The sequence below is a fragment of the Streptomyces sp. NBC_00820 genome (assembly GCF_036347055.1).
GTDB lineage: Bacteria > Actinomycetota > Actinomycetes > Streptomycetales > Streptomycetaceae > Streptomyces.
On the sequence record NZ_CP108882.1, the window covers coordinates 7,071,576 to 7,085,083 of the forward strand.

General features: G+C 73.1%; 10 protein-coding genes. 8 read left to right on the top strand and 2 right to left on the bottom strand.

What is annotated here, in order from left to right:
• Positions 1–79: 79 nt before the first annotated feature.
• Positions 80–1,177, top strand: coding sequence for an FAD-dependent oxidoreductase (locus OIB37_RS31555; RefSeq protein WP_330461010.1), 1,098 nt, complete (start codon positions 80–82; stop codon positions 1,175–1,177).
• Between the two features lie 50 nt (positions 1,178–1,227).
• Here OIB37_RS31555 and OIB37_RS31560 read toward each other — a convergent pair whose 3' ends face one another.
• Positions 1,228–1,812, bottom strand: a complete 585-nt coding sequence (locus OIB37_RS31560; RefSeq protein ID WP_330461011.1) for a putative immunity protein — start codon at positions 1,810–1,812, stop codon at positions 1,228–1,230.
• A gap of 35 nt (positions 1,813–1,847) precedes the next feature.
• A complete protein-coding gene (locus tag OIB37_RS31565) occupies positions 1,848–2,612 on the bottom strand; it encodes a crotonase/enoyl-CoA hydratase family protein (RefSeq protein ID WP_330461012.1) in 765 nt (254 codons plus the stop codon).
• Between the two features lie 173 nt (positions 2,613–2,785).
• Here OIB37_RS31565 and OIB37_RS31570 point away from each other — a divergent pair, with 173 nt between their 5' ends.
• The 7 genes from OIB37_RS31570 to OIB37_RS31600 all read left to right on the top strand — a co-directional run bounded on the left by OIB37_RS31570 (position 2,786) and on the right by OIB37_RS31600 (position 13,480).
• A complete protein-coding gene (locus OIB37_RS31570) occupies positions 2,786–4,663 on the top strand; it encodes an ABC transporter ATP-binding protein (protein ID WP_330462045.1) in 1,878 nt (625 codons plus the stop codon).
• 255 nt (positions 4,664–4,918) lie between these two features.
• Positions 4,919–6,280, top strand: coding sequence for a lectin (locus OIB37_RS31575; protein ID WP_330461013.1), 1,362 nt, complete (start codon positions 4,919–4,921; stop codon positions 6,278–6,280).
• Positions 6,281–6,396: 116 nt separating this feature from the next.
• A complete protein-coding gene (locus OIB37_RS31580) occupies positions 6,397–8,598 on the top strand; it encodes an RICIN domain-containing protein (RefSeq protein ID WP_330461014.1) in 2,202 nt (733 codons plus the stop codon).
• A gap of 295 nt (positions 8,599–8,893) precedes the next feature.
• Complete coding sequence (locus OIB37_RS31585; protein WP_330462046.1) at positions 8,894–9,730, top strand: LytR/AlgR family response regulator transcription factor; 837 nt, start codon at positions 8,894–8,896, stop codon at positions 9,728–9,730.
• Positions 9,731–9,872: 142 nt separating this feature from the next.
• On the top strand, positions 9,873–10,319 hold the full coding sequence (locus OIB37_RS31590) for a hypothetical protein (RefSeq protein ID WP_330461015.1): 447 nt from the start codon (positions 9,873–9,875) through the stop codon (positions 10,317–10,319).
• On the top strand, positions 10,316–12,049 hold the full coding sequence (locus OIB37_RS31595; protein ID WP_330461016.1) for a sodium/solute symporter: 1,734 nt from the start codon (positions 10,316–10,318) through the stop codon (positions 12,047–12,049). The genes OIB37_RS31590 and OIB37_RS31595 overlap by 4 nt, the downstream gene beginning before the upstream one ends.
• A 222-nt stretch (positions 12,050–12,271) precedes the next feature.
• Positions 12,272–13,480, top strand: coding sequence for a sensor histidine kinase (locus OIB37_RS31600; RefSeq protein WP_330461017.1), 1,209 nt, complete (start codon positions 12,272–12,274; stop codon positions 13,478–13,480).
• The last annotated feature ends 28 nt before the right edge of the window (positions 13,481–13,508 follow it).

Sequence of the window (13,508 nt, forward strand, 5' to 3'; positions counted from 1 at the left end):
CGGGTGCAGGTGCGGATGCGGGTACAGGTGTGGCCGTTTCCTCCGCGCCGGCGGGCCTGTGGTGCGAAGAGGTGGGCGGATGAGCGCGGAACCTCGAGTGCGCCAGGTCGACGTCCTCGTCGTCGGCGCCGGGCCCGCCGGACTCGCGGCCGCCGCACGCCTGGCCGTGGCCGGTGCGGGCCGGGTCGAGGTGCTGGAGCGGGAGGCATACGCCGGGGGAGTTCCCCGGCACTGCGCGCACGGCGGGTTCGGCACCTGGACGCGCCCGCTCAACGGTCTTGAGTACGCCCGCCTGCTCACCGAGGCGGCTCTACGCGCCGGTGCCGTGGTGCGGACCGGAGCGACCGTGCTCGACTGGGCGGCGGACACGGGTCGGCCCGCCCTGGAGGCGTCAGGTAGCGCACCGGAGGGGGGCTTCGCCCCGCACGCGGGTGCGGGAGCCGCCGACGGGGGCCTGGGGATGCCGTACGCGGGGCCGGGAGCAGACTGCGCGGTGTCCAGGCCGCCGGGACTGCTTCTCACGGTCGTGAGTCCGCGGGGACTCGAGACGATCGCGGCGCGGGCCGTCGTCCTGGCGACCGGTTCCCGCGAACGCCCTCGCGCCGCCCGCCTGGTGCCCGGCACCCGGCCCGCCGGTGTCTACACCACCGGCGAACTCCAGCAGGCGGTGCACCTGTTCGGGCAGTCGATCGGCACCCGGGCGGTGGTGGTCGGCGCTCAGGACGTCTCCTACGCGGCGGCCGACACCGTCCGGGCCGCCGGGGCCGATGTCGTCGCGCTGGTCACCGAACAGCCGCGCGCCGAGGCGAGACCGGCCCGCGTCCACGCGGCCCGCCTGCGCCACCGCATCCCGCTCCTCACGGACACCACGGTCACCGGACTCCTCGGGCGGGGACGCCTGTCGGGGGTCGGTGTCCGCCACCGGGACGGCCGTACGGCCACCCTGCCCTGCGACACGGTCGTCTTCACGGGCGACTTCGTCGCAGCCGACGAACTCGCCCGCCAGGCGGGCATCCAGCTCGGCGCGACCCCGTACAGCTCACACCCGGGCGTCTTCGCGGCCGGCGCGCTGCTGCTTCCCGGCCGCCGCGCCGGGGAGGCGGACCGGGACGGTGTGGAGGCCGCCGGCGCCGTCCTGGCATGGCTGGCCGGCGGGAAGTGGCCGACGCCGAGCTGAGGCGAGGTGCGGTGAGGTCCCGTGCGGCGCGTGGTGGCGTGCGACCGGCCTCAGCGGCGCAGCGCCGCGTCGAGTTCGCGCAGGATCTCTCCCGCTCGGCCGCCCCCGGGCGGTGCGGCGGGCAGCCGGCCGAGTACCGCGACGACCGCCGCCGGCGCGTGATGACGTGCCCACTCGAGCGTCTCCGCGGCGGCATGCCCGTCGTCCCCGTACGCCAGTTCCTGCGCTCGTGCCGCGTGTGCCGCCGCGCCGAGGATGTGTTTGACCTGATGCGCACTTGCCCTGGGGTGAAGATACGCGGCGGCGGCCGCGTGGCTCGCCGCCAGTGCCGCGTCGCCCGCGGCGGGAGAGGCGGGAGGGGTCGGAGGGGCAGGCGAAGCGGGAGAGGCGGGTGAGGCGGTGGCGGCCTCTCGTGCCGCCCTGTACGCCGCCCACGCGCTCCGCCGCAGGGCCGCCGTACGCCGGCCGCCCCCGGCGAACGCGTACGCCGCCGCGACGGCGTCGCGAGGGCGGGTGTCGGCGGGGTGGCTCTGCTCGAAGAGCGGCAGCACCCGGTGCGCGACGTCAGCCGCGTAGCCCGCGATCTCACGCAGTTCGCGCTCGTTCAGTTCGATCCCGTCCGGCTCGGTCGCCATAATCGCTCCAATCGCTCCAATCGCTCCTCGATGGCTCACAGGTCCGTGAAGGAGCCGTGCCGTCCCGCACCCCCGGCGAAGCGCGCGGCGCCCTGCTGGGACTCCGTCAAGACGTTGATTCCGTAGGTGAGTTCACGCCGCATCGCCGTCTCCTCGTCCAGCCCCTCCTGGTCCAGCACCGAGGCCCGGTCGCTGCGCAGGCAGACCTGCGGGAAGCGGGCGACGGCCGCCGCCAGCTCCTCGGCCTCCGCGCGGGCGCGGCCGGCCGGGACGAGACGGTCGGCGAGGCCGATGGCGTGGGCCTCGGGAGCGGGGACCGGGCGCCCGGTCAGGATCATGTCCATGGCCCGGCCGGTGCCGATCAGCCGGGGCAGCCGTACCGTGCCGCCGTCGATCAGCGGGACGCCCCAGCGGCGGCAGAACACCCCGAACACGGCGTCCTCCTCGGCGACCCGCAGATCGCACCACAGGGCCAGTTCGAGACCGCCCGCCACGGCGTGCCCCGCCACGGCCGCGATGACCGGCTTGGACAGCCGCATCCGGGTCGGCCCCATCGGCCCGTCACCGCCCTCGGCGACCCGGTTGCCGCGCTCGGTGCCGATGGCCTTCAGGTCGGCGCCCGCGCAGAACGTGCCGCCCTCACCCCACAGCACGGCCACCCGGGCGTTGTCGTCCGCTTCGAACTCCCGAAAGGCGGAAGCCAGTTCGGCCGCCGTCGGGCCGTCCACCGCGTTACGCGCCTCGGGGCGGGACAGGATGATCGTGGTGACGTGCTCCACGCGCTCCACACGGACCGGCACGGCGGATGCTCCTTCTCGGGTGCGGATCGGGAAGGACACTCTGCCGCAGATGACCTTCAGCCGCACCGGCGCAGACGTACCCGAGGGGCAGCGTGGGACCGGAGGGCAGGGGGTGAAAAGCCGCCGACATTGACCTCAACGAAGCTTGAGGTCTTACGGTCTCTTACATGAGCATGGAAACGACCGCATGGACGCAACTGCACAGCGTGATGACCGCGCAACAGGAGCGTCGCCCCTTCGCCCGCGCCACCCTGCGCCGCATCGCCGCCTTCGCCCGCCCGCACCGCTCCGGCATCGCCCGGTTCGTGCTGCTCGGAGTGGTGACCGCACTGCTCGCCGTGGCCACGCCCGTCCTCGCCGGCCGCGTCGTCGACGCGATCGTGGCGGGCCACGACTCCGGAACAGTCGTACGGCTCTCCCTGCTCATCGCGGTGGTCGCCCTCGCGGAGGCGGGGCTCGGTATCCTCGGCCGGCGCCTGTCGTCGACGCTCGGGGAGGGGCTCATCCTCGACCTGAGGACCGCTGTCTTCGATCACGTGCAGCGGATGCCCGTCGCCTTCTTCACCCGCACCCGGACGGGCGCGCTCGTCAGCCGTCTCAACAACGACGTGATCGGCGCCCAGCGGGCGTTCGCCAACACCCTGTCCGGCGTGGTCACCAACCTGGTGACCCTGCTGCTCACCCTCGCCGTGATGCTCACCCTGTCCTGGCAGATCACCCTGCTCGCGCTCGTGCTGCTGCCGGTGTTCGTGCTGCCCGCCCGCCGCATGGGCGGCCGGATGGCCAGGATGCAGCGGGAGGCGGCGGCGCTGAACGCGGAGATGGGCACCCGGATGACCGAGCGCTTCTCCGCGCCCGGCGCCACCCTGGTCAAGCTGTTCGGCCGCCCGGACGAGGAGTCGGCGGAGTTCGCGGCACGGGCCGCCCGGGTCCGCGACATCGGCGTGCGCACGGCGACGGCCCAGTCGGTCTTCATCACCTCCCTCACCCTGGTCTCCGCCCTCGCGCTGGCCCTCGTCTACGGCCTCGGCGGCTGGTTCGCGCTGCACGGCACCCTGGAGGCCGGCGCGGTCGTCTCCCTCGCCCTGCTGCTGACCCGGCTCTACGCCCCGCTCACCTCGCTCGCCGGGGCCCGGGTCGAGGTGATGAGCGCGCTGGTCAGCTTCGAGCGGGTCTTCGAGGTGCTCGACCTGAAGCCGCTCATCGAGGACAGCCCGGACGCCGTCGAGGTTCCCGGGGGACCGCTCGCCGTCGAGTTCTCGGACGTGCGCTTCTCCTACCCGGCCGCCGACCAGGTCTCCCTCGCCTCCCTGGAGGAGGTCGCCGCACTCGACACCCGCGGCGGCGCCGAGGTGCTGCACGGGCTCTCCTTCCGTGCCGAGCCCGGCCAGACCGTGGCCCTGGTCGGCTCCTCCGGCGCCGGCAAGTCCACGATCGCCCAGCTGCTGCCGCGCCTGTACGACGTCGACGCCGGAGCCGTGCGCGTCGGCGGGGTGGACGTCCGTGACGTGACCGCCGCGTCCCTGCGGGCCACCCTCGGCATGGTCACCCAGGACGGCCACCTCTTCCACGACACCGTCCGTGCCAACCTGCTGCTGGCCCGCCCGGACGCCACCGACGACGACCTGTGGGACGTACTCGGCCGCGCCCGCCTCGCCGAGGTCGTACGGTCCCTGCCCGACGGTCTGGACACCGTGGTCGGGGAACGCGGTTACCGCCTCTCCGGCGGCGAGCGCCAGCGCATGACCATCGCCCGGCTGCTGCTGGCCCGCCAGCGCGTGGTCATCCTCGACGAGGCCACCGCCCACCTGGACAACACCTCGGAGGCGGCTGTCCAGGAAGCCCTCGCCGAAGCCCTGGAGGGGCGCACCGCCGTGGTGATCGCCCACCGCCTGTCCACCGTGCGGGCCGCCGACCAGATCCTGGTCGTCGAAGCCGGCCGCATCGTGGAACGCGGCACCCACGACGAACTCCTCGCCGCGGGCGGCCGTTACGCGGAACTGCACCGCACGCAGTTCGCCCGGCCCGGCGACGAGGTGCCCGCGACCTGAGGAACGGGATGGGGGGCGGGACGGGGAACGGCATGGGGAGCGGACCGGGAGTGGGGCGGCAGGCAGGGCGGGCAGCGGGCTGACGAACGGGGGACGGCGGCCGCCGGTGGGGGCGGCCGCGCCCACAGGCTTGACGCGCGTGGTCCGTACCTTTAACTTCACGCCTTAATCAAAGACTCCGGACGTGCTCAACTCCACTCCTCCACAAGTGAGTTGTGCCCGCGTCCGGTCCCCCCACCTGAAAGGCCACCCCGCATGGCCAGACCTCTCGCCGCGGCCGTCTCCGTCGCCGCCCTGTCCCTCGCCACCGGCCTGCTCACCGCGGTCCCCGCCCAGGCCGACACGGGCGCCATCACCGGACTCGCCGGAAAGTGCCTCGACGTCGCCGCGGCCTCCTCCGCCGACGGCACGCCCGTCCAGCTCTACGACTGCAACGGCACCGCCGCCCAGCAGTGGACGGTCGGCTCCGACGGCACGATACGCGCCCTCGGCAAGTGCCTTGACGTGACCGGCAATTCGACCGCCGACGGTGCCAAGACGCAGCTGTGGACCTGTACCGGCGCCGCCAACCAGAAGTGGACCGTCAGCGCCGCCCACGACATCGTCAACCCCCAGGCGAACAAGTGCCTGGACGTCACGGACAACAACTCCGCCAACGGCAGCCGCGCCCAGATCTGGACCTGCTCCGGCGGCGCCAACCAGAAGTGGAACGCCCCGGCCGCCGGCGGCGGGGGAGGCGGCACCTCCGCGCCGATGGCCGTCGCGCCCTACCTGTACAACGGCTGGGGCAGCCCGCCGAGCCCGAGCACGATCACCCAGGCCACCGGCGTGAAGTGGTTCACCCTCGCCTTCGTGCTCAGCAACGGCTACTGCAACCCCCAGTGGGACGGCGGCCGCGCGCTCACCGGCGGCGTGGACCAGCAGACCGTCAACACCGTGCGGGCGAACGGCGGCGACATCATCCCGTCCTTCGGCGGCTACAGCGGCAACAAGCTGGAGAGCTCCTGCTCCAGCGCGGGCGAACTCGCCGGCGCCTACCAGAAGGTGATCAACGCCTACGGCCTGAAGGCGATCGACATCGACATCGAGGCCGACGCCTACAGCAACGGCACGGTGCAGCAGCGCACGGTCGACGCGCTCAAGACCGTCAAGGCCAACAACCCCGGCCTGAAGGTGTACATCACCATCGGCACCGGGCAGAGCGGCCCCGACACCATCCTGATCAACCGGGCCGCCTCCTCCGGGCTGACCGTGGACGCCTGGGCCATCATGCCGTTCGACTTCGGCGGCGCCGGACAGAACATGGGCAACCTCACCACGCAGGCCGCCGAGGGCCTCAAGAACGCGCTGAAGAACGCCTACCACTACAGCGACGACCAGGCCTACCGCGACATGGGTATCTCGTCCATGAACGGCATCACCGACAACAACGAGACCGTGACGGTGAACGACTTCCGCACGATCCTCGCCTATGCGCAGGCGCACCACCTGGCCCGGCTCACCTTCTGGTCCGCCAACCGCGACCGCCCCTGCACCGGCGGCCCCGCCGACAGCTGCTCCGGTGTCTCCCAGTCCGCCTGGGACTACACCCGCGTCTTCGCCGGCTACACCGGCTGACCGCTCCCGCCCGGGGGTCCTCACCGGTCGTACCGGCCGAAGGCCCCCGGCCCCGGAGCCCGCGGCTCACCGCCGGCCGCACCCCCACACCCCCGCTCCTTCCGCGAGGAGAACCCGTGCCCTCCCTCTCACGCCGCGGCAGATCCACCGCCGCCGCACTGGTCGCCGTCACCGCCGCGGCCCTGCTCACCGGCGCCCCCGCGCGCGCCACGACCACCACGACTGCCGCGGCCACCGCCCTGCCCACCGGCTTCGCCACCGTCGTGAACGCCGCGAGCGGCAAGTGCCTGGACGCCAGGGCGGCCGGCACCGCCAACGGCACCGCCGTTCAGCAGTACGCGTGCAACGGCTCCACGGCACAGCAGTGGAGCCTCACCGACGCCGGTAACGGCTACGTCCACATCGACAACCGCAACAACACCAGCCAGTCCCTCGACGTCACCGACGTCTCCACCGCAGACAACGCCCCCATACAGCTGTGGAGTTACAGCTCGGGAGCCAACCAGCAGTGGCAGCCGGTCGACGACGGCGGCGGCGCCTGGCACTTCGTGAACAAGAACAGCGGCAAGTGCCTGGACGACCCCGCCGCCTCGACGGCCGACAGCGTCCAGTTCGTGCAGTACACCTGCAACGGCACCGCCGCCCAGCGCTTCCAGGTGACCCCCGTGAACCCGTCGGGCGGCGACCCCGATCTCGGCCCGAACGTGGTCGTGTTCGACCCCTCGATGCCGGCCTCGACCATCCAGAGCAGGCTCGACTCCGTCTTCCGGCAGCAGGAGACCAACCAGTTCGGCTCCCAGCGCTACGCCGTGATGTTCAAGCCCGGCACCTACAGCGCCAACGTCAACGTCGGCTTCTACACCCAGGTCCTCGGCCTCGGCCTGACCCCCGACGCGGTCTCGGTCAACGGCGCCGTGCACGCGGAGGCCGACTGGTTCCAGGGCAACGCCACGCAGAACTTCTGGCGCGGCGCCGAGAACCTGTCCGTCAACCCGACCGGCGGCGGCGACCGCTGGGCCGTCTCGCAGGCGGCCGCCTACCGCCGGATGCATCTGCGCGGCAACCTCGCCCTGGACGACGGCGGCTGGTCCAGCGGCGGCTACCTCGCCGACACCAAGGTCGACGGACAGGTCAACTCCGGCAGCCAGCAGCAGTGGCTGACCCGCAACTCCCAGCTCGGCAGCTGGACCGGCTCCAACTGGAACATGGTCTTCGTGGGCAGCCAGGGCGTCCCCGCCACCAGCTTCCCCAACCCGCCCTACACGACGGTCGCCCAGAGCCCGGTCACCCGCGAGAAGCCGTTCCTGTACGTCGACGGCGCCGGCGCCTACCAGGTCTTCGTGCCCTCCGTGCGCACCAACTCCACCGCCACCAGCTGGGCGAGCGGCACTCCGGCGGGCAGCTCGCTGCCGATCAGCCAGTTCTACGTCGTCAAGCCCGGCGCCACCGCGTCCCAGATCAACGCCGCCCTCGCCGCCGGACAGAACCTCCTCGTCACCCCGGGCGTCTACCACCTCGACCAGACCCTGAAGGTGACCCGGCCCGACACGGTCGTCCTCGGCCTCGGCCTCGCCACCTTCGTCCCGGACAACGGCGTCACCGCGATGAGCGTCGCCGACGTCGACGGCGTGAAGATCGCCGGGCTCCTCTTCGACGCGGGCACCACCAGCTCCAAGACCATGGTCGAGGTCGGTCCGGCCGGCTCCTCCGCCTCCCACGCGGCCGACCCGACCTCCCTGCACGACGTCTACTTCCGCGTCGGCGGCGCGGGCGTCGGCAAGGCGGGCACCAGCCTCGTCGTCAACAGCGACAACGTCATCGGCGACCACATGTGGATCTGGCGCGCCGACCACGGCAGCGGCGTCGGCTGGACCAGCAACACCGCCGACACCGGACTCGTCGTCAACGGCGACGACGTGACGATGTACGGCCTGTTCGTCGAGCACTTCCAGAAGTACCAGACCATCTGGAACGGCAACGGCGGCCGCACCTACTTCTTCCAGAACGAGATGCCCTACGACCCGCCCAACCAGGCCGCCTGGATGAACGGCTCCACCCAGGGCTACGCCGCCTACAAGGTCGCCGAAACCGTCACCAGCCACCAGGCCTACGGCCTCGGCAGCTACTGCTACTTCAACGTCAACCCCGGCGTCACCGCCGCGCACGCCATCGAGGCGCCGAACAACCCGAACGTCCGCTTCACCAGCATGGTGACCGTCTCCCTCGGCGGGACCGGCACCATCAGCCATGTCGTCAACTCCACGGGAGGCCCCTCCAACTCCACCACCAACGTGGCCAACCTCGTCCGGTATCCCTGACCGGCGCACGCGGCCGAGGTGACCGACGCGGCCGAAGTGACCGACGCGGCAGCCCTCGTCCACCCCGGGCGGGGGCTGCCCGTCGTGCACCGGCACGGCCCTTCGGCGCCCGCGATCTCGACGGCGGCGCCGATCGGGACCACTATTCCCTGGCACGGGTCACGGCGCGCGAGCGCCGGCCGGGCGGAGGACCGGGCAGACCGGGTCGACCGGGAGAGAGGAACGGCGAGAGATGAGCACGACCGGCCGGGCGCGACCGACCGACCAGGCGGCACAAATCGGCGACGGGACCCACCTGTTGAGGGTGCTCGCGGTGGACGACGAGGAACCGGCGCTCGAAGAGCTGCTGTACCTCCTGGGCGAGGATCCACGGGTCGGCACCGTCATGCCCGCCCTGGAGGCCGCCGAGGCACTGCACCGGCTCACCCGGGCCATGGAGGACGGGCCGGGCGGCGCCGAGGCCGGGCGTGTTGATGTCGTGTTCCTCGACATCAACATGCCCGGACTCGGCGGCCTCGAACTGGCCCGCCTGCTCCACGGCTTCGCCGCCCCGCCGCTCATCGTCTTCGTCACCGCCCACGAGGACTTCGCGGTCCGCGCCTTCGACCTCAAGGCCGTCGACTACCTGCTCAAGCCCCTGCGCAAGGAGCGCTTCGCGGAGGCCGTACGGCGCGTGGCCGAACTGACCCGGGCCGGACAGGGCCCTCGGCCTGCTACTGGCCGGGAGGCGGGTCACACCCCCGGCGACGGCGTGGGCGGGGCGTATCCGGGGAGCGCGTTCGGCGATCAAGTTCCCGTGGAACTGGGCGGAGTGACGCGGTTCGTGCCCATAGCCGACATCGCCTACGCCGAGGCGCACGGCGACTACGCCCGCCTGCACACCCGGCGCGGCAGTCATCTGGTGCGCGTCCCGCTCTCCACGCTGGAGGATCAGTGGCGCTCCCGGGGGTTCGTCCGGATCCACCGCAGCCACCTCGTGGCCCTCGGCCGCATCGAGGAACTGCGCCTGGACGGCGGAAACCTGACCGTCCGGGTCGGGAGCCGCGTCCTCGCGGTCAGCCGGCGCAACGCCCGCGAGCTGCGGGACCTGCTCGCCCGGCAGGCCAAGAACACCGCGGGCAGGGCGCGTTGACCCTCCCGGCGCCGGAGGGCGGCCGGCGCGGCGCCGTTCCGTGACGGCCCTGTGCCGAACCGCGCCGGGTGTCTACCTCACCACTGACGCGCTGCGTACACTCGCCGCAACAAGGTGATCACGCGGGCACGGGGGGTGCGTCATGGGTGCGGAGCCCACCCCTGGCGGAGAGACGGCCACCGGCCGGGATGCGACCACCGGACAAGATTCGATCGCCGGACGGGAAGCGATCACCGCGATCACCGGGCGGGAGGTGGTCACCGGACCGCCGCGTGCCGCCGGCACCGCCCACGACACCCGCTCGCGCCCCCGCTCCGCCGCCGTCACGGTCCCCGGACACGACGCCGTCGTAAGGATTCTGATGCGCCGTCAGATGCGCACGGCGCTCACCGCGACGGTCCTGCTCGCCGCCCTGCTCGGCCTGCTCCCCCTGGTCTTCCGGCTGCTGCCCCTCGCCGGCGGCCGCCCGAGTGCGCCCCTGGCCGTCTGGCTCGTCCTCGGCGTGGCACCGTACCCGGCCCTGCTCGCCATCGGCGCGTGGTACGTCCGCCGCGCCGAGCGCAACGAGGGTGATGTGACCGGGCGTTGAACCAGACGTACGGAATCGCGGGGGTCTCGGCCGTGGTGCTCGCCACGGCACTCGTCGGCGCACTGGGCCTGCGCGTCTCGCGGACGACCTCCGACTTCTACGTCGCCTCGCGCACCGTCGCCCCACGGCTCAACGCCTTCGCGGTCAGCGGCGAGTACCTGTCCGCCGCCTCCTTCCTCGGCATCGCCGGGCTGCTCCTCGCCCAGGGCGTCGACATGCTGTGGTTCCCCATCGGCTACACGGCCGGATTCCTCGTCCTGCTGGCCTTCGTCGCCGCCCCGCTGCGCCGCTCCGGCGCCTACACCCTGCCCGACTTCGCCGAGGCCCGGCTGGAGTCCCGGGCCGTGCGCCGGATCGCCGGCGTCCTCGTCGTCGGCATCGGCTGGCTGTACCTGCTGCCGCAACTGCGCGGCGCCGGACTGACCCTGCGGCTGCTCACCGGCGCGCCCGGCTGGCTCGGCGGACTGGTCGTCGCCGTCGTGGTCACCGCGGCCGTCGCCGCCGGCGGCATGCGCAGCATCACCTTCGTCCAGGCCTTCCAGTACTGGCTGAAACTCACCGCCCTGCTCGTCCCCGTGGTGTTCCTGCTGCTCGCCTGGCACTCCGACCGCACCCCGGCCCCCGCCTGGGACGACCGCCCCGTCTTCCACCGCTCCACCGAGGTCCGCGTCGACCGGCCGCTGACCGTGACCGTCCGCGAACCGGTCCGCGTCACCGCCACCGGATCCCTCGACGGCCACCCGCTGCGCGGCGCCGCCCTCACCCTCGCCGAGGGCCGGCACCGGATCGGCGCCGGCACCACCCTGCGCTTCCCCTCCGGCGCCCGCGTCCCGCTGCCCGACCGGGACCCCGGCCGCGCGACCCCGTCGAGCTGGGCGACCCCGCTCGCGTCGAGCCGCGAACAGCACGGCCTGTACGCCACCTACGGGCTGATCCTCGCCACCTTCCTCGGCACCATGGGCCTGCCCCACGTCGTCGTGCGCTTCTACACCAACCCCGACGGCCGCGCCGCCCGCCGCACCACCGTGATCGTGCTCGGCCTGCTCGGCGCCTTCTACCTGCTGATGCCGCTGTACGGCGTGCTGGGCCGGCTGTACGCGCCCGACCTGCTGCTCACCGGCGACACCGACGCCGCCGTGCTCGTGCTGCCCCAGCGGCTGCTCGGCGGGGCCGGCGGGGACCTGCTCGGCGCCCTCGTCGCGGGGGGAGCCTGCGCGGCCTTCCTTTCCACGGCCTCCGGACTGACCATGTCCGTCGCAGGCATCCTCGCCCAGGACGTGCTGCCGGCCCTCGGTGTCCGGCACTTCCGGCTGGCGGTCGTCCCGGCCATCGCGGTGCCCGCCGCAGCGAACACCGTGGTCGGCGACCTGCCCGTGGCCGACGCGGTGGGGCTCGCCTTCGCCGTGTCCGCGTCCTCCTTCTGCCCGCTGCTCCTGCTCGGCATCTGGTGGCGCGGCCTGACCCCGCAGGGCGCCGTCGCCGGGCTGCTCCTCGGCGGCGGCTCGGCGCTCGCCGCCGTCACCGCGACCATCGCCGGCGGAGTCCGCTCCGGCTGGCTGCACACCCTGCTGGCGTGGCCCGCCGTGTGGTCGGTGCCCGTCGGCTTCGCGGCGATGGTGCTGACCTCCCTCGCCACCCGCGACCACGTCCCACCCGGCACCGGCGCCACCATGGCCCGCCTCCACCTGCCGGAGACCACCCCCCACGGCCACGCACCGACCACCCCCTGACCCGGAACCCCGCCCTGCGAACACCGTGTCCGCCTCCATCGCCATGTCCCGCCCCCACCGAACACCGCGTCCTGCCCCCACCGACACCGTGTCCCGCCCCCACCGGCGACCACGGACCGCCCCCGACCATGCCCGACCGCCCCGACCACTCCCGACCGCCCCGACCGAGGAGATCCCGCACATGAACGACAGTCACCCGCGAGGCGTCGGAGGCCGTGACCGGTGAGTGTCCTCGGTGTGCTCCTGCTCGCCGTGGCCGGCCTCGCGCTGTTCGTCCTCGGGGCCGCGCTCGGGCATGTGTCCCTGCGCCGCCAGCAGGAGAACCCGGCCGGCCCCGGCACCCCCGTCGAACAGGCCACGTTCCACACCCTGCACACCGCCTCGCTCGCCGCCCCGCCCCTGCGCGCCGGACTCACCCGGGACACGGCCCGCAAGGCGGCGCGACGGCTGCGCCCGCTGCTCGGCACGGTCGCCCTCGCCCTCACCGACGAGGAGTCCGTCCTCGCCTGGGACGGCGCCGGCGACCATCACCGGGACGCGACGGAGGCGTGGCTGGCCGAGGTCGTGCGCAGCGGCCGTACCCAGGCCGTCGAGCTGTCCTGCGAGGACGAGGACTGCCCGGTCCGCAGGGGGGTCGTCGCGCCGCTCACCGTGGACGGCCGGGTGACGGGGGCGCTCGCCGCGTTCGGCGCGGGGGAGTCCGCCGTCCTGGTCCGCGCGGCCGGGGAGGTCGCGCGCTGGGTCTCGGTACAGCTCGAACTCGTCGACCTCGACCGGGCCCGCTCCAGTGCGATCGAGGCCGAGATCCGCGCCCTGCGCGCCCAGATCTCCCCCCACTTCATCTACAACTCCCTGGCCGGCATCGCCTCGTTCGTCCGCACCGACCCCGAGCGCGCCCGCGAACTCCTCCTGGAATTCGCCGACTTCACCCGCTACTCGTTCCGCCGGGGCGGCGACTTCACGACGCTGGCGGAGGAGCTGCGCTCCATCGAGCAGTACCTCGAACTCGCCCGCGCCCGCTTCGGCAAGCGCCTGGAGGTCACCTTGCGCATCGCCCCGGAGGTACTGCCCGTCACGCTGCCGTTCCTGTGCCTGCAACCCCTCGTCGAGAACGCCCTCAAACACGGTCTGGAGGAGTCCGTCGAGCGCAGCCGCATCACGATCACCGCGGAGGACGAGGGGACCGAGGCCCGGGTCGTCGTCGAGGACAACGGCATCGGCATGGAACCGGACCGGCTGCGCGCACTCCTGCGCGCCGCACCGGGCCCGGCCACCGGCATCGGCCTGAGCAACGTCGACCGCCGGCTGCGCCAGGTGTACGGCGACGCCTACGGTCTGGTCATCGAGACCGGCCTCGGCGCCGGCACCAAGATCACCGTACGCGTGCCGAAGTTCCGCCCCGGCATACGGCCGGACCCCGGACCCGCGTGAGCGCTCCCGGGGTGTCGTGAGCGCTCAC